Here is a 17,015-nt window from a genome sequence, read left to right as displayed (position 1 = left end):
TTTTTATTTTTCAAACATTATATCATTCCAATACGTCAACTAGATGTCATAAACAAATCACCCGTAATTGAATAGATATTGAAAAAACAAAAAAACTCCACTAACATCGTAGTTAGTGGAGTTCATTATTTTAGTAAGAGTTTGTCCTACTCGTAATAGAAGAGAAAGAAAATAATTATTTCACTAAACTATTTATCGTACTGAATCTTCTGGTGTGTCAAAATAGGTAGCCGCTTTATCGTAATCAAAACGACCTTCCCATCTACTCATTACAACTGTAGCTAAAGAGTTACCAACTACATTTACAACTGTACGAGCCATATCAAGAATACGGTCGATACCAGCAATAAATGCTAAACCTTCTGGCGGAATGCCTACAGTACCAAGAGTTGCTAATAATACAACAAACGATACACCTGGTACGCCAGCAATACCTTTAGAAGTAACCATTAATACAAGTACTAATGTAATTTGGTCCATAATAGTTAAATTAACACCATACATTTGCGCGATGAAAATCGCAGCAATCGCTTGGTATAACGTAGAACCATCTAAGTTAAATGAATATCCAGTTGGTATTACAAAAGATACAACATCTTTCGGGCTACCGAATTTCTCCATTTTTTGCATTACTTTTGGTAATACAGTTTCAGAGCTTGAAGTAGAGTAAGCTAAGATCAACTCATCTTTTAACACTCTAATTAAACGGAAAATATTGATCCCTACCAGTTTTGCAATCGAACCTAATATCACGACAATAAAGAATATCATGGAAGCATAAACTAAAATAGCCAACTTCCCTAAAGGTATTAATGACTCTAGACCAAATTTTGAAACGGTTATCCCAATTAATGCGAATACACCAAATGGAGCAAATTTCATAACTGTGTTCGTTACCCAGAACATAGCATCTGCCGTTCCCTGGAAGAAAGCAAGAACTGGTTTCCCTCTCTCACCAATAGAAGCTATACCAAGTCCAAATAATACAGAGAAGAAGATTACCGCTAACATGTTGGTAGTGGCCATAGCATCAATGATATTCGTAGGAACAATATTAACGATTGTATCTGCGAAACCATGACTCTGAACTTCTTCTGTTGTATTTAGATACTGAGAAATATCACCTTTAGTGATAGCACTCATATCCACACCAACACCAGGTTTGAATATATTTGCAATCAATAAACCGACAACAATTGCAATCGTTGTTACAACTTCGAAATAAATAAGCGTTTTCGCACCCAATTTTCCAAGTTGTTTCATGTCACCTGTTCCAGCGACACCTAAAATTAATGTGGAAACAATAATCGGTACAACAATCATTTTGATCATATTCAAAAAGATTGTTCCAATTGGTTGTAAATAAGCCTCAACCTTAGGATTACCGAAGAAAATTGCACCTACTGTAATACCTAAAACAAGTCCAATCAATATTTGAACAGCTAAACTTATTTTAAATTTTTTCTTCATTAATAAGTCACCCCTTTGTTCTGTTCTTCTTTTTACAGAAAAAGCCTTATTCATATTCTAACTACGACTTATTAAATCCGACAAAATCCGACAATATTATTTATTATTTTTTAAAACGCAAAAATTTATACTATCATTTGCTTTTATTTTTTATTTAGGTGGGTGTTGATATTTTTCTAAAGATTCCACATAAAGTACTTGTAAAAATTTTTTAACGTTTACCTTTAGCTTCCTCGGCATTTTAGAATCATCTTGAATTGAACGCATACACGTGCGAATTTCTGAGAACTCGAAATAACGAGGTGCATAATATTCAAATTCAGGATTCGTATAATCAACGACACCTAATGTCGCTAAATTATTCATGGCAGCTAATATTGTTCTACGAACACGCTGCTCAATAGCCTTACATTCCTTCATAATTTCCACGCCGTTTGTCTTTATTTCAGATGCAAGCTCTTCATATAAGTCCTTTAAGGCCGGTAATTGCATGGATGGTTTACTTCGATTTATTAGATGCTCCATTAAAGATAGAATATCGTCACTACCCACTTCACCGACGATACCCATATCATTTAAAATTGACAACACAACATCCCTCACAGTACGATGTGTCTCCTCTTTCGTCGTCTCCTCAAAATTCACTAACGACTCCCGAATTGTGAGAAGTGACCGTCTTAACAAGAAGCGCTCCGCTGTTTTCTTCAAAACATTTTGCACTTCCATACGATTAATTGGTTTATGGATAAAAAACTCCACATCCTTCTCATACGCTTGTCCAACCATTTCCTTATTAACGACTTGTGAAATCATCACAAAGTGTCCTTTAAAACCTTGCTTTTTTAACTGATCAATCGTTTCAATACCATCTAAATGTGGCATTAGGAAATCAATCAGCACAAAATCAGGATGACTTGATAACACAAGTGGCAATGCACTTTCTCCGCTATCTGACTCACCAATTATTACCCCTAAGTCACCTTCAAGAATAATTTGCTTGAGCATTCTTCGACTTGCTGCATCGTCATCTACTATAAAATAACGCAGTATTATTCAACTCTCTTTCGAATATTCTTCGTTGGTATTTCTATATGGAAAATCAAGCCGCTCTCAAATTTTTCAACAGAAATATCACCTTCAAGTGTTTGTACAATTTCGCGCACATGAGACAAACCAATCCCGGTTGCCGCAACACCATGCTTATTATATTTGGTCGTAAAGCCAGGCTCGAATATAATATCGAAATCCTCTTTAGGGACGCCTTTGCCCGAGTCACTTACTATAAAGCATGTCACGTCTACTGTATCAAACAGCTCGATTAAAATCTCACCATGATCGCCTATTGCCTCCACCGCATTTGCTACTAGATTATTGAGCATAGCTAATAAAGGAATTTGTTGATTCGTTTCAAAGTCAGTCGAGGCATTCACATTGAATGCAATATGTTTACCTAATAACTCACTATATTTAGTATTCGCTGTCGTGACGAAATCAAGTAGGTTCGATAAATAATACACATCATTCGTTTTTTGCAGCGTGATATTCGATAGACCCGAGAATATACGCTGTGCATCCTTCTTCACCTCATGAATTTCCTGGGCAATATTCAAAGCTTTCACACTTAGCTCTCTTTGCTCAATGTCCTTCAATTTACGATAAAGGTCATAACTAGACGCTGTGATTTTCTCAATATGATTCATAGATTTTTGCAAATATAACGTTTCGACATATAGGCCGGAGTCGACTGTTAGTTTTTCCTCTAACTGTTTATGCTTTTCAGTTAAAACGACAGAGCTATACAATCCAATAACGAAAAAGCTCCGCAATAAAGCAACCGCACTTAATATCCACCAATCATATAAGCCAATGCTAGCTTCTGTTATTAAATAATAACGAATGATATGTTCTGCACTATTCCCTAAGAGTTCGAGTAGCGCCGCATAAACACCTAAGCGTAACGGACTTTCTTGATATTGCCCTACACGCAATAAACGAAAACCATAAACAAAAACAAAATAATATATAAAGGCAGGAGAATGTAGTTTCAAGCTTTCCGCTAAATCACCTAGATTAAACGCCACATCAACAGCCACACGAAAAATAACAACTGTCAAACCGGTCATAACCCCAGTTCGTATAATAGTAACAGGTGTGCGAACTAAAATAAGCAAAAGGAACATAATACTCCCTAAACCAAATCGAAAATTCTCTCCATTAAAAGGAGTCACTTTAATTTCACTACTAATAGCGGTCAAAATGGCGATCAGGATAACCCATAACAGCTCAGACTTTCTCCATCTAACACTTAAATTATTCATAAAACTCTCCTATATAAATAGCCATCAGAAATATATATGTCTAAAAATCTCTATATTATTTTTAAAATTTTTAACTACTACGTCATTTTACCATTGTTCGATTTACAAGGAAAAACATTTACTGGCTTTTCTTATTCACTCGATATTGTAATTTAAGCATCGAACTCAAAAGGCTTTTATATACATCCTATAACGACTTAAGTTGTTTGCCGTACAACATTTTAATCTACAGAATTTCCCCTTAAATAATCGCAATGTCTCTTACTAAGCTGATTAACCCACTACTAATTCCCTAAATACACTTGTAATAATTCCTTAATTGGTATAATATTCTATACTAACAAAACATATAAACTAACTCGCTTTTGTTAACTAGAGTATTAAAGTGATATTTATCTTCGTTCTAGTTACTCAACTTAGAGAAAGAAGGCTGCTTATGAATTTAGACTGGTCTTATATGATTGATCAAATACCTTTGTATAAGAAAGCATTAATTCTTACTATTAAATTAGCTTTTTGGGGGATATTACTATCCACTATCATTGGGTTAATATGTAGTATTATTCAATATTTCAAAGTAAAGGTCTTATGCAATATTGTACAAGGGTATATCGAACTTTCAAGAAATACACCATTATTAATTCAACTATTTTTCCTTTATTACGGTTTACCGAAAATGGGCATCACCATTGAAGCAGAACTGTGTGCGATTATAGGGCTTGCTTTTCTAGGTGGAAGCTATATGACAGAAGCATTGCGTGCTGGTATTGAAGCCGTTCCTGTAACCCAAATTGAAACAGGGAAAGCAATTGGCCTAAGTAATAGTCAGTTGATACGCTATATTTTATTACCTCAAGCTGTGACTTCCAGTGTTCCTGCTCTCGGTGCCAACTGCATATTTCTTTTAAAAGAAACATCAATATTTAGTGGAATTGCCATTCTAGAGTTAACGAACACAACAAAGGATTTAATCGGCATGTTCTATAAAACAAATGAGTCCTTATTAATGTTAGTAATTGGCTATCTCATCATTCTTCTACCAATGTCACTTCTCTTGTCTTGGTTAGAAAGGAGAGTCCGCCATGCTGAATTTGGGTATTAACGTATTATTTGAAGGTATCAATATACAACGCTTACTAATGGGGCTTCTCGTGACTGCAAGAGTTGCTGTCTTTTCAATCATTATTGGCTGTACATTAGGAACTATCATTGGTGTTATTCGAACATCTAAATCTAAAATTATTAAAATGGTTTTCCGCATATACTTAGAGCTTTTTAGAATTATCCCTATATTAGTTTGGCTATTCGTTTTCTATTTCGTATTACCAGCGGATTTTAATATAAACCTAGATGCAGAAATCGTTTCAATTATCGTCTTTAGTCTCTGGGGAGCGGCTGAAATGAGTGACATCGTCCGTGGTGCTCTTATTTCTTTACCAAAACATCAAGTTGAATCTGGTAAAGCTATAGGTTTAAATACAATTCAACTATATTGGTATATTTTGATTCCTCAATCGCTTAAGCGAACACTACCATCCGCTATTAACCTAGCGACAAGAATGATTAAAACAACTGTATTACTCGTTATGATTGGCGTCATTGAGGTCGTCAAAGTTGGCCAACAAATTATTGAACATGCCAACTTAAAAAATCCAACAGCCTCCTTTTGGGTTTATGGATTCATCTTCTTTTTGTATTTCATCATGTGTTATCCATTATCTAAACTGTCACAACGACTCGAACGTAAGTGGGCTTCTTGAGGAGGAATTGTAAATGAGTGAAGCAACACCTTTACTACAAGTGAAGAAATTAGTAAAAAAGTACAACAATAAAACCATTTTAAATGGTATTGACTTAACAGTAGACAAAGGAAAAGTAATTGTCATCTTAGGCCCATCAGGTTGTGGGAAAAGCACATTGTTACGTTGTTTAAATGGCCTGGAAGATGTACAAGATGGCTCTATTCTTTTTGCAGGTCAAGAGCTTATAGATCCTAAGGTTTCTTGGCAAAAAATACGACAACAAATAGGAATGGTATTCCAAAGCTACGATCTATTTCCGAATATGACTATACTTGAAAATGTTCTACTAGGTCCTATTAAAGTACAGAAAAGGGACAGAGCTGAAGCATTAGCACAAGCGCGTGAACTACTACAACGCGTTGATTTAGCTGATCGCGAAAATGACTATCCAAGACAATTATCCGGTGGTCAGAAGCAGCGTATTGCAATTGTGCGTGCACTTTGTATGAATCCTGAAATCATGCTATTTGATGAAGTTACAGCCTCGCTTGACCCTGAGATGGTACGTGAAGTATTGAATGTGATTTTACAACTAGCTTCACAAGGTATGACGATGGTAATTGTCACACACGAGATGAACTTTGCTCGCTCAGTAGCCGATGAAATTATTTTTTTAGATAACGGGAATATTTGTGAAGCCGGTCATCCAGAAGATTTCTTTAACAATCCTCAAACAGATCGTGCGAAGCAATTTCTAAATATATTACAATTCTAAACACCATAGGAGGAAATAGAAGATGACAAAAAAATTCAAAAAGAACGTATTTGCACTTATTACTCTATCCATTTTAGTTTTGGCGTTAACAGCTTGCGGAAATGATAATTCATCAGATGATAAAGGAAAAACATCTTCAATTGACGCTATTAAAGAGCGTGGAAAAGTCCGTATCGCTGTCTTCAGTGACAAACCACCATTTGGCTACATCGACGAAAACGGCAAAAATCAAGGTTATGATATTTTACTAGCTAAGCGTATTGCTAAAGATTTATTAGGTGATGAATCTAAAGTGGAATTCATCTTAACAGAAGCACAAAACCGTGTAGATGTTTTGAAATCCGATAAAGTTGATATTACATTAGCTAATTTCACAGTAACGCCAGAACGTTCTGAACAAGTTGACTTTGCAAATCCCTACATGAAAGTGGCCATTGGTGTTGCTTCACCTAAAAAGGCCGCTATTTCTGATGTACAACAATTAGATGGCAAAAAACTATTAATCAATAAAGGTACAACTGCTGAAACATATTTCGCCAAAAATTACGTAGATATTGAGCAAGTGAAATACGACCAAAACACTGAAACCTTCGAAGCGTTAAAAGATGGTCGTGGCGCTGCTCTTGCACACGACAACACATTGCTTTACGCATGGGTAAAAGAAAACCCCGACTACGTTGTTGACATCAAATCTATTGGTGACCTTGACTACATTGCACCGGCAGTGAAAAAGAGCAACAAAGAATTACTCGATTGGCTAAACGAGGAATTAGAAACACTAGGGAAAGAACAATTCTTCCATAAAGCATTTGATGAAGTTTTGAGACCTGTATACGGTGAGAATGTAAAAGCTGATGACGTTGTAGTTGAAGGTAAATCTAAATAACCGGCTATTGCCCTCTTGCTATTTAAAGGCGATATATGTACCCACTCATATATAAGAAATCCTTCATTTCTTATATAAAAACCCGATTAAGCAGCCATTTTTATGCGCTGTCTTTATCGGGTTTATCTTTTGCTAAATATAGATGACTCTTTTATGAAATAACTACAGTCTATTATTTTAGTCATGGTGCTGCTTAAGGAGTTAGAGTTTGAACATATTTTAACAGTCCATCATTTTCACAATTAACTGTCGATTTCGTTTTTTAAATAACTCATTATGCGAAGATACCATACCAAAGCCATTTGCTTCTGGTTCAATATATTTCTTCGCCTTATTTACTGCGTTAGCTGCATCTTGAAATGCACCCGCGATTAAATTAACCTTGCCATCATATTTCACGATATCACCAGCTGCATATAAACCTGCTACTGAAGATTCACCACAAGAGTTACTTTCAATATAAAAATTATCTGCCATATCAATATCAACTTCACTATTTTCAAGTAAAGATGTGTCTTGATCATAACCATGATTAATGATGACTTCATCAATTTCTAAATATTCTACTTCATGATTTTGATGATTTGTTAACTCGATTTTCTCAATTATTTCTCGATTTTCACTTGCTACTAATTTTGTAATGGATGTGTTGAAAAAAGATGTAACCGAGCTTTCTAACAATTGATTCACTTGAGATTCATGGGCATTTAACTGCTCCTTACGATAGGTTAGTACACCTTTTTAGCAATTGGCTCTAATTCATTTGCCCAGTCGATAGCTGAATTTCCACCACCAGAAATGATAACCCTTTTGTCTTTGAAGCGTTGAATTGATTTTACTGTGTAATTTAAATTGGACACTTCAAATCGTTCTGCTCCTTCAATTTGAATTTTCGTTGGATTTAAAATGCCACTTCCTACTGCAACTATTATAGTTTTAGAATAGTGTTTATTTCCTGAAGCAGTTGTTAATTCGAAGTGGCTGTTTGCATTTTTCTCAATGGATTCTACTTTCTCATTTAACACAACTGTTGGATTGAATGTTAACCCTTGCTCCACTAATTGTTCGATTAGTTTCCCTCCAGGTATTGGTTTATGGCCACCTACATCCCATATCATTTTCTCAGGATAGACATGTAATTTACCGCCTAAATAAGGTTGGAACTCAATAATTTTTGTTTTCATCTCACGTAATCCACTATAAAAAGTCGAATATAACCCTGCTGGTCCTCCACCGATTACAGTGACATCAAATAACTCTATTTCTTCCATATTATATAACTCCTATTTACATACTAATTTTTTATATTTTCCAGCATTTTTATCAGTTTTAAAAAATAATTGACAATCAATATCATTCGCTTTATATTTAAGCATGCAGAATGATATTGAAATTCATTCTCAATTGTAAACTATTAATTTTATTTTGTAAACGGAGGTTAGTTATATCATGGTTCGCCTATATACAGATGACTTAAGCATTGGTTATGGTGACCGTTTAATTGTCAAAGAATTGAGTATATCAATTCCTGATAAAAAAATCACAACGATCATCGGCGCAAATGGTTGTGGTAAATCAACGCTTTTGAAAACAATGACACGTATTATTTCTCAGCAATCAGGTGCAGTCCTGCTAGATGGTGAAAATATTGCTAAGCAAAACACAAAAGACTTAGCGAGTAAAATGGCAATTCTCCCTCAAACACCAGAGAGCGTTAGTGGGTTAACCGTTGGAGAGCTCGTATCCTATGGACGTTTCCCTTATCAAAAAGGACTTGGTCGACTAACAAAAGAGGATTATGACGTCATTGAATGGGCACTTGATGTAACAGGAACTACTGAATTCAAATATCGCTCTGTTGACGCATTATCGGGCGGTCAAAGGCAACGTGTTTGGATTGCAATGGCACTTGCACAAGAAACAGAAATCATTTTCCTTGATGAACCAACAACATATTTAGATTTGGCTCATCAACTAGAAGTTCTCAGCCTTTTACAAAAGTTAAACAAAGAACAAGAACGTACAATCATCATGGTATTACATGATTTAAATCAGGCAGCACGTTTTGCTGATTATATTATTGCATTAAAAGATGGAGAAATCGTGAAAGCTGGCAATTGTGAGGATGTCATTACAGCTGATGTACTCGAAAAAGTATTCGCGATTGATGCCCATATCGGAATAGACCCTAGAACAAACAAACCTATGTGTGTCACATATGATTTATTAGAAGGAGCAAATAAATGAAAAAATTATTTTTACCATTCTTATTATTATTCGTTCTAATCATTGCCGCTTGTGGCAATAAAACCGAGGATAAAGCTGAGGATACTTCAGCAGATAAAAAAAATGAGCCAACGACGATTACTTATGAATCTGAAAATGGTCCAGTAGAAGTGCCTGCCAACCCCAAAAAAGTAATAGTATTGGGTTCTTTTGCAGGTAACGTAATGGCACTTGATGTACCCCTTGTAGGTGTTGATTCTTGGGCAAAAATGAATCCTCGCTTTGATTCAACTTTAAAAGACGTTGAAGAAGTAACAGATGAAGATATAGAGAAAATTATAGAGCTTGAACCAGACTTAATCATTGGTCTTTCAACTGCTAAAAACATTGATAAACTAAAAGAAATTGCTCCAACAGTAACATTTACTTATGGCAAAGTAGACTACCTTACACAACATTTGGAAATTGGTAAATTATTAAATAAAGAAAAAGAAACAAAAGCATGGGTTGACGATTTTAAAGAACGCGCTGCTACTGCAGGTGATGAAATCCGTGCAAAAATCGGGGAAGATACAACCGTTTCTGTCATTGAAAATTTCAATAAAGACCTATATGTATACGGCGATCACTGGGGCCGCGGAACAGAAATTTTATATCAAGAAATGAAATTAAAAATGCCTAAAAAAGTAGAAGAGTCAGTCTTAAAAGACGGCTACTATGCTTTATCTCAAGAAGTCTTACCTGATTATGCTGGTGACTATGTTATCTTAAGTAAATTCTCAGATGGTGATACTTCATTCCAAAAAACGAAAACATATAAAAACATTCCTGCTGTTAAAAATGGTCATGTATATGAAGCAAATGCTAAAGAATTCTATTTCAATGATCCTCTAACTCTAGAATTACAATTAGAATTCTTCAAAGACCATTTCTTAGGAAAATAAGCATCACTAATTTTAAAATAGGAATGATGATTAACTATGACGAAAGAAAAACAACAATCCATACCGTTTGTTATTAAATTCATAGTAGGAATTATCGTTCTGATCTGTATATTTACAGTAGCTATGGTATTCGGTGCTGCAAATACTTCTGTAAGAGAAGTATGGCTAGCTATTACTTCAGATTCAGCGAGTGATACCATTACGATGATTCGAGAAATCCGTTTACCAAGAGAGGTCGGCGCCATTTTTGTTGGTGCCGCCCTTTCTGTTGCGGGTGCTATTATGCAAGGCATGACACGAAATCCATTAGCAGATCCTGGATTACTTGGACTAACTGCTGGCGCAAATGCCGCTCTAGCCATCACCTTTGCTCTTCTACCATCCATAAACTATTTTGGTATTATGATTGCTTGTTTCATAGGTGCCGCAATTGGGGCTATTTTAGTATTTGGAATTGGCATGTTAAAAAGAGGTGGATTTTCTCCACTCCGAATGGTGTTAGCCGGAACTGCAGTCTCTGCATTCCTTTATGCTATAGCTGACGGGGTAGCGTTATACTTTAAGATTTCAAAAAACGTTTCTATGTGGACAGCGGGGGGCCTTGTAGGTACTGCATGGAGTCAGCTACAGCTAATTATACCTATTATTATAGTAGGTCTACTTGTAGCTCTGCTTCTCTCAAGACAGCTTACTTTGCTAAGTTTGAGTGAAGAGGTAGCTGTTGGCTTAGGACAAAATACAATGCGCGTGAAGATGGTTTTATTTTTCATCATTATCATTTTAGTTGGAACATCTGTAGCACTTGTAGGGAATATGGCATTAATTGGTTTAATGGTACCTCATATCGTGCGTGCCATTGTCGGTACAGATTATCGCTTTGTTATTCCAATGTCTGCAATCATTGGCGCTGCTTTTATGCTTTTAGCTGATACAGTGGGACGAACAATTAACGCACCTTATGAAACACCTATTGCAGCAATTATTGCCGTTCTAGGCCTACCATTCTTCTTAATCATCGTTCGTAGAGGGGGCAAAGTATTCTCATGATTGCACCTTATTTGATTAGAAGACAAAGATTAATCATATTTGTACTATGTGCTTTAATTGTAGCTACATTTATTATAGGTTTAGGCATGGGCGCATCTTCTGTTACATTCGATCGCATCATTCCTACACTTCTGGGTAACGGTACTTTTAAAGAAGAGTTTGTGCTCTTTTCAATACGATTACCTCGTATTCTTATAACAGTTTTAGCGGGTATGGCGCTTGCCTTATCTGGTTCTATTTTGCAAAGTATTACTCGCAATGACTTAGCAGATCCAGGGATTATCGGGATTAATGCTGGCGCTGGAGTTGGCGTAGCTATTTTCTTTTTATTTTTCCCTGTTGATGTTGGAACATTCGTTTATGCCCTACCAGCAGTCGCTTTTTTAGGTGCTTTACTAACAGCTATTTTGATATATGCTTTTTCTTATAGTAAGAAAGAGGGTCTACAACCTGTACGTTTAGTATTAGTTGGAATTGGCTTTTCCATGGCGCTTTCTGGTGTAATGATCGTCCTTATTTCATCAGCGGAGCGCACGAAAGTTGATTTTATCGCCAAATGGCTTGCGGGTAATATTTGGGGAACTGACTGGCCTTTTGTTTGGGCAATTTTACCTTGGCTTGCTATATTAATCCCTTTCACACTATTTAAGGCGAATAAGCTAAACTTATTAAACTTGAGTGAACCTGTTGCTATAGGAGTGGGCGTTTCGCTAGAGAAGGAAAGAATTGTTTTACTTTTAACTGCTGTAGCATTAGCTGCTTCTGCAGTTTCAGTGACTGGTGGTATTGCCTTCATTGGACTTTTATCGCCTCACATTGCGAAAGCATTGATAGGACCGAGAAATCAATTATTCATACCAGTAGCTATTTTAACTGGCGGTTGGCTGTTACTACTTGCGGATACTATAGGGCGTAATATTATAAGCTTCAATAGCATTCCAGCAGGTATTATCGTATCTCTAATTGGTGCACCTTACTTCATTTACTTGTTATTTAGAAAATAGACAAAAACCTCTCATTAAATAAGAGATCCGACTGTAGACAAACTCGAAAAAATTAGAGTTTGTCTACAGTCTTTTTTATTTTGTCCCTGTTTAATTACACTGTTGATCAAACTTTTTCTTCAATAACCATTTACCACCATCAGAGATTATAATTCCACAAATAAAAGCAGAGCAAATAAGCATATCAATCTTCCAAATCGTAAACAACAGTATAGGGCAAATCAACAAGAAAATCTTCCAACTAATAACAAGCTTAATATCCTTCCCCCCTCTCAACCTTTAATATATGCCTGGAAATTTATTAAATATTACTATAATTAAAGGTGGTCGTATTCGAATACGACCATTTTAGGTCTTAAAAATTGTCCGTGCAGGTGATACTGACTTTTGCTGCTATGAATTTAAAGAAACTCGCCAATTAGACTTTAAAATAAAAAAGCCTCTCTTTTATGAGAGGTTCAGACTGAAGACAAAAGGCAGTTGAATTTGCTCATTCCAATTTTATCTCGCGCATATATTTCTTTAACTTGTCTTTGTATGACGAAAATCCTCAGCTTCTTCAAAATACTCTTCCCACATATGTCGTTGAATCAACTTTGGGTGATTCTATCTTTGCGTACATTGAACTAACAGTGGACAATTTTTACACTTTAAAGGATTCGCGCGATATCCTTCTTTCGTTGTGGTTGTGTATTTTAAAATCTCTCCTTCACGACAGATATAACAATCATAAAATTCGTCATAAACATATTCGTATTTTCGAAAGTATCTCTCTTATGTTTTTGGAAGTGTATAAGGAAGGGCTGGAGTGAGTGATTTTATATGCGAACTAAATATCTGGAACATTGTTAAATTGTAATTATTTCTAATTGGCTACGCTCATGATTTTGGTTTGGAGAAGCGTCCGCTCGACTCCTGTGGGAAAAGCGAGACAGACGAGACCCTGCAGGAGCGTAGAGACGAAGCGGATCGGCTCTCGCTCGCGGAAAGCTCCATTCATTTTTTGGACGCAAAAAAAGCACGTCCTCTTAACCATCCCTTACTTGGTTAGTGACCTACCTGATCTGTCCTCTTATTTTGTTTTTTGTATCAGCCAATTGCTCGTAAACGAGTATATAGACACTTGGTTTTTATGCCGAATCTCCAAATAAATTTGGTTTGACGACTTCTTAAAAAATACGGAATAACTTCTAAAAATCATCCACTAATACGTATTTGAAAGCTAAAAAATGGTATTACCTATTTTAGAGAAGGAAAACCATAAATGTAAACATAAAAAGTTTCCTTCATTCGTTTGTTTGAAATCTCACTCCTTTCAGTTTTAGTTTTTAAAAATAAAAAAGCCGATTGCTCCCTTTTGAGAGTTAATCGACTTTTCAAATGTACAATAGCTAAAAAACTACGCACGTATCCTTTAAATTTTTGGCTATGTCTATTTAAGACTACTAGCCCGTTACATTGTGCTACAGTCCAGATGAAATTATAAACATAGCGCCTATTATTTTTATCATATCTTTTCCCTCCTCCTCCGAAACTTTTTATTAAAAATAAAACATATATCCTTTATTATCAAAATAAATTTTACCATTTTTTTAGTTTTAATGTTAATATTACATATACACTTAATTTAATACATTTTTGATCATTGATTCTAGATAAGGATTTAAAGTTATTAAATTTACATTATTTTTATTAAAATAAAATATTTACAAAAAATAATACTAATGTTATATTGAAATAGTATTTTTTTACTTAAACGGTGAAATTTTACACTATTATATTATATTGAATGGGGATGTTATTTTGAAATCAAAAATGATTATAGGGAGTATTTTAACGCTTACATTATTAAGTACTAATATTAATACGTATGCATTCGCTCAAGAGGGAGAAGAATTAAGAAGTGCTGAATTATTAATTCAAGAAAAATTCGATAAAACAGAATTGGAAGCACATGACGCAGTAATTTCAATGCAAAATAATGGTATGACTGATGAAGAAATCTTAAATTGGGCTCACACAATGCAAGAAGGTACATCTGAACAATATGCACAGGCTGCAAGAGAAAAAATGCAAGAGCAACAATTAAACGAGAGCGAGAGCGAGAACGAGAACGAGAACAGCTTCATCCAACCAAGGGCAGCAAGTCCAGCTATTGGATCAAAAGGAAATATTATAATTGATGCAAGACAAGGTAGTAATAGTTCTAGTAATTCTTACTGGTCAGTTGGTCATACTGCGTTAGTTTCAAAAAATCCAGAATATACAATAGAATCTTTTGCGATGGACTGGTCACCTAAAGGGAGAATTGTTGGAGGAGAGCAGAAAACCGGACCTGAGATGTATCACAATAGATGGGGAGGTAAAAAGGATGTCTATCTTCTAAAAGTTAAAGGGAAAACTGCTGACAAATCTGAAGGAGCTTATAAATATGCAAGGGCTCAAGTGGATGCCAACAAACCCTATAGTTATCAGTTCCTTAACAAGCGTAGAACTAGTCATTTTTATTGTTCATCATTAGTATGGAGAGCTTGGTTAGAGCAAGGTATCGATGTTGATTATATTACGATTGATACAGTTGTTACGCCAATGGAAATACTTAAGTCTAATAATACTATTATTCTATAAATTATAGTATAAATAACTAAAGATATAAAATAGGAGATAATGATGAAGAAATATAAATGGTTTTACATTATCGGTGGTATTTTAATTGTGATTGCAGCAGCAGGCTATTTTTTACCACGCCTCCTTCTTAACATTGCGTATTCCCCTCTTTTAGAGGAGAAAGAAGTGCCACTCGTAGAAAACTTACCCAAAGCAACTGACTCATTAGAGATGAAAAATGGCAAATATTTATTAGCCTTTTCGGAATTAAAAAGTCATAGTTATTCTAATACAGGAGCTTTTTACGTTATTGATGAGGCAGGTCGTTTTTTATCGCAAAGCGTCAAGCAAGATTTATCGGAACCAATCGGTATGACGACAGCCCACGATAAAGCGTATGTCGTTAATAACCGCTCTCAACAGCGTTCATCAATCGACTTGAAAACAGGTAAGATTGAGTCAATTAATATGAGTGAACAATCGAGTAATTCCTTTTCACTTTATTCGAATAATGATTATGTTATTTATGACATTGCAGGGAGTCTAAATAACGGTCAAAAGCTAGTATATTGGCGACAAAATAAACCGAATGACAAGAAATCATTCGTTATTCCACACGGTTTTGCTCATTCCATGCATGTTGAAAAGGATGAGGCATACATTACGACGGCTGATCCGGATGCGATTACGTATATCCATCACATCGACTTAAAAAACAATAAGGTCATTTCCTCAAAAAAATTAGATTTAGAGGATGAGGAGTTTTCACGAACAGGTTTACCAAGCAATCCGACACTAGTATATTACAAAGGATATTTGTATTATACAGTCAATCAAATGAAGACTGTATCGGATACTGATGATACAATTATAAATACAGGGAAGCTTGTGAAAATTGACCCTAAAACTTTAAAAATTGTCAAAAAAATTTCGATTGGTGATGAAAATTTTAATCCAGGCTCACTAGCGGTTGTCGATGATCAAATCGTTATTTTAAGTGACTATTCAGAAGCATATGTGATGAATGATCAAGAACAGATGAAAAAACTTACTTTCAAAATACCACAGGATCAACGTTCAGCTCTAGAACAAAAAAGTACATTTACAGAACAAATAACCGTTAAAGGAAATAAAGCGTACATTTTCACTATGTATGATCTTCGCAATAATGATAGTGATGATGCTATTGAACGTGGTGAAATAAATGCTTTTAATTTAGCAAATGGTGAGCACCTATCAAGAACGGTCGTTAAAATGCCTTTATCCACCTACTTAACGATGACCTTTGCTGTCATTCAATAAAGTTATTAAAAAAATAACCATTTTGTTAATAGGGTAATAATCGCTACATAAGGTTTTGTTTCTATTATAGAGAAAATAGCCAGCTAATCGCGTTTCAACACTGCGATTAGCTGGCTACGTTATATTAAAGGGAAAGGTTATTTCGTTTCTGTAAGTTACCCCTCTTTTACACGGGGCGGAGATCGTTCGCACATGTCTACTCCTTAATGCTCAAACAAGGAATTGTATATTAAAAGTTTTTGAAAAAGACATTCCTTCACTATTAAGTGAATCAAATATGTCTAAATACACAATAAATAAAAAGACAATAATTTTATTTTTTTTAAACAATCTTGTTAGCAAAGAAGGGTTCTTTTGATCCCCTTTGTTCTTCTTTCTCTAACATTTCTATCTTTGCATTGAGTTTCTTAATTTCATTCATAAGTTCGTTCATTTGCTCATTATCTTTGTTATCCGATTCAATCGCCTTCAAAGTGGCCCCCTGTTTGCTTTCTGACCCTTCTAATCGCTCATATAGCGCCTTATTTTCAACACGCATCGCTACCATCTCATCGCTCATAAGTACTAATATGCAATAAAGCCATTATCAAAGGGGTCAACGGTCATCGCGATTTTTTCAGCGTTGGCAGATAAACCCAAATTTATTCGCAGTTTGTCTACAGTCTAACATCTATTAAAATGAATGAGTCAATGA

14 protein-coding genes and 2 pseudogenes are annotated in these 17,015 nt (G+C 35.2%); 10 read left to right on the top strand and 6 right to left on the bottom strand.

All coding sequences use genetic code 11. The annotated features are described in order from the left end of the window. Positions 1-192 precede the first annotated feature (192 nt). The 3 genes from ACQKMD_RS14675 to ACQKMD_RS14665 all read right to left on the bottom strand — a co-directional run bounded on the left by ACQKMD_RS14675 (position 193) and on the right by ACQKMD_RS14665 (position 3,788). The gene (locus ACQKMD_RS14675; RefSeq protein ID WP_427752893.1) at positions 193-1,470 is read right to left on the bottom strand and encodes a cation:dicarboxylate symporter family transporter; all 1,278 of its coding nucleotides are present in this window, start codon (positions 1,468-1,470) and stop codon (positions 193-195) included. Between the two features lie 150 nt (positions 1,471-1,620). After that, the gene (locus ACQKMD_RS14670; protein WP_427752922.1) at positions 1,621-2,517 is read right to left on the bottom strand and encodes a response regulator; all 897 of its coding nucleotides are present in this window, start codon (positions 2,515-2,517) and stop codon (positions 1,621-1,623) included. A gap of 2 nt (positions 2,518-2,519) precedes the next feature. Next, the gene (locus tag ACQKMD_RS14665; RefSeq protein WP_427752892.1) at positions 2,520-3,788 is read right to left on the bottom strand and encodes an ATP-binding protein; all 1,269 of its coding nucleotides are present in this window, start codon (positions 3,786-3,788) and stop codon (positions 2,520-2,522) included. Between the two features lie 436 nt (positions 3,789-4,224). Between ACQKMD_RS14665 and ACQKMD_RS14660 the strand changes: the two genes are divergently transcribed. The 4 genes from ACQKMD_RS14660 to ACQKMD_RS14645 are packed head-to-tail and all read left to right on the top strand — an operon-like array spanning position 4,225 to position 7,191. Then, positions 4,225-4,890 carry an amino acid ABC transporter permease gene (locus ACQKMD_RS14660; protein ID WP_427752891.1) on the top strand — a complete coding sequence of 222 codons (666 nt, stop codon included), beginning with the start codon at positions 4,225-4,227 and terminating at the stop codon, positions 4,888-4,890. Then, positions 4,871-5,548, top strand: a complete 678-nt coding sequence (locus ACQKMD_RS14655; protein WP_427752890.1) for an amino acid ABC transporter permease — start codon at positions 4,871-4,873, stop codon at positions 5,546-5,548. The genes ACQKMD_RS14660 and ACQKMD_RS14655 overlap by 20 nt, the downstream gene beginning before the upstream one ends. A gap of 13 nt (positions 5,549-5,561) precedes the next feature. Further along, positions 5,562-6,305 (top strand): amino acid ABC transporter ATP-binding protein, encoded by a 744-nt coding sequence (locus ACQKMD_RS14650; protein WP_427752889.1) that lies wholly within the window; start codon positions 5,562-5,564, stop codon positions 6,303-6,305. 22 nt (positions 6,306-6,327) lie between these two features. Continuing rightward, a complete protein-coding gene (locus ACQKMD_RS14645; protein WP_427752888.1) occupies positions 6,328-7,191 on the top strand; it encodes a cysteine ABC transporter substrate-binding protein in 864 nt (287 codons plus the stop codon). 219 nt (positions 7,192-7,410) lie between these two features. Here the strand turns inward: ACQKMD_RS14645 and ACQKMD_RS14640 are convergent. Continuing rightward, positions 7,411-8,462: pseudogene (locus ACQKMD_RS14640) on the bottom strand (NAD(P)/FAD-dependent oxidoreductase). A 178-nt stretch (positions 8,463-8,640) separates the two neighbouring features. Here ACQKMD_RS14640 and ACQKMD_RS14635 point away from each other — a divergent pair. Genes ACQKMD_RS14635 through ACQKMD_RS14620 form a run of 4 tightly spaced genes read left to right on the top strand, consistent with a single transcriptional unit; the run spans position 8,641 to position 12,412 of the window. Beyond that, positions 8,641-9,438: an ABC transporter ATP-binding protein gene (locus ACQKMD_RS14635; protein ID WP_427752887.1), complete on the top strand. Its 798-nt coding sequence runs from the start codon at positions 8,641-8,643 to the stop codon at positions 9,436-9,438. Next, a complete protein-coding gene (locus ACQKMD_RS14630; protein WP_427752886.1) occupies positions 9,435-10,361 on the top strand; it encodes an iron-hydroxamate ABC transporter substrate-binding protein in 927 nt (308 codons plus the stop codon). Before ACQKMD_RS14635 ends, ACQKMD_RS14630 begins: the two co-directional genes overlap by 4 nt. 36 nt (positions 10,362-10,397) lie before the next feature. Next, positions 10,398-11,408, top strand: coding sequence for a FecCD family ABC transporter permease (locus ACQKMD_RS14625; protein WP_427752885.1), 1,011 nt, complete (start codon positions 10,398-10,400; stop codon positions 11,406-11,408). Next, positions 11,405-12,412, top strand: a complete 1,008-nt coding sequence (locus ACQKMD_RS14620; protein ID WP_427752884.1) for a FecCD family ABC transporter permease — start codon at positions 11,405-11,407, stop codon at positions 12,410-12,412. The genes ACQKMD_RS14625 and ACQKMD_RS14620 overlap by 4 nt, the downstream gene beginning before the upstream one ends. A 500-nt stretch (positions 12,413-12,912) precedes the next feature. On the opposite strand, the pseudogene ACQKMD_RS14615 reads toward ACQKMD_RS14620, so the two are convergent. Next, positions 12,913-13,225: pseudogene (locus ACQKMD_RS14615) on the bottom strand (transposase); the annotation flags it as partial. A 990-nt stretch (positions 13,226-14,215) separates the two neighbouring features. Here ACQKMD_RS14615 and ACQKMD_RS14610 point away from each other — a divergent pair. Together ACQKMD_RS14610 and ACQKMD_RS14605 are read left to right on the top strand one after the other, a co-directional pair. After that, the gene (locus ACQKMD_RS14610; RefSeq protein ID WP_427752883.1) at positions 14,216-15,040 is read left to right on the top strand and encodes a hypothetical protein; all 825 of its coding nucleotides are present in this window, start codon (positions 14,216-14,218) and stop codon (positions 15,038-15,040) included. A 42-nt stretch (positions 15,041-15,082) separates the two neighbouring features. Further along, positions 15,083-16,321 carry a hypothetical protein gene (locus ACQKMD_RS14605; protein ID WP_427752882.1) on the top strand — a complete coding sequence of 413 codons (1,239 nt, stop codon included), beginning with the start codon at positions 15,083-15,085 and terminating at the stop codon, positions 16,319-16,321. A 322-nt stretch (positions 16,322-16,643) separates the two neighbouring features. On the opposite strand, the gene ACQKMD_RS14600 is transcribed toward ACQKMD_RS14605, so the two are convergent. Continuing rightward, positions 16,644-16,859, bottom strand: a complete 216-nt coding sequence (locus tag ACQKMD_RS14600; RefSeq protein ID WP_427752881.1) for a hypothetical protein — start codon at positions 16,857-16,859, stop codon at positions 16,644-16,646. Positions 16,860-17,015: the final 156 nt, after the last annotated feature.

The organism is Viridibacillus sp. NPDC096237 (genome assembly GCF_050278625.1).
GTDB lineage: Bacteria > Bacillota > Bacilli > Bacillales_A > Planococcaceae > Viridibacillus.
This window is presented reverse-complemented; position numbering and strand designations above follow the sequence as displayed.

Coding starts and splice junctions, on each gene's coding strand:
- ACQKMD_RS14625 (WP_427752885.1), top strand. CDS start 10,398: ATGACGAAAGAAAAACAACAATCCATACCGTTTGTTATTAAATTCATA.
- ACQKMD_RS14645 (WP_427752888.1), top strand. CDS start 6,328: ATGACAAAAAAATTCAAAAAGAACGTATTTGCACTTATTACTCTATCC.
- ACQKMD_RS14635 (WP_427752887.1), top strand. CDS start 8,641: ATGGTTCGCCTATATACAGATGACTTAAGCATTGGTTATGGTGACCGT.
- ACQKMD_RS14630 (WP_427752886.1), top strand. CDS start 9,435: ATGAAAAAATTATTTTTACCATTCTTATTATTATTCGTTCTAATCATT.
- ACQKMD_RS14665 (WP_427752892.1), bottom strand. CDS start 3,788: ATGAATAATTTAAGTGTTAGATGGAGAAAGTCTGAGCTGTTATGGGTT.
- ACQKMD_RS14650 (WP_427752889.1), top strand. CDS start 5,562: ATGAGTGAAGCAACACCTTTACTACAAGTGAAGAAATTAGTAAAAAAG.
- ACQKMD_RS14605 (WP_427752882.1), top strand. CDS start 15,083: ATGAAGAAATATAAATGGTTTTACATTATCGGTGGTATTTTAATTGTG.
- ACQKMD_RS14655 (WP_427752890.1), top strand. CDS start 4,871: ATGCTGAATTTGGGTATTAACGTATTATTTGAAGGTATCAATATACAA.
- ACQKMD_RS14660 (WP_427752891.1), top strand. CDS start 4,225: ATGAATTTAGACTGGTCTTATATGATTGATCAAATACCTTTGTATAAG.
- ACQKMD_RS14620 (WP_427752884.1), top strand. CDS start 11,405: ATGATTGCACCTTATTTGATTAGAAGACAAAGATTAATCATATTTGTA.
- ACQKMD_RS14675 (WP_427752893.1), bottom strand. CDS start 1,470: ATGAAGAAAAAATTTAAAATAAGTTTAGCTGTTCAAATATTGATTGGA.
- ACQKMD_RS14600 (WP_427752881.1), bottom strand. CDS start 16,859: ATGCGTGTTGAAAATAAGGCGCTATATGAGCGATTAGAAGGGTCAGAA.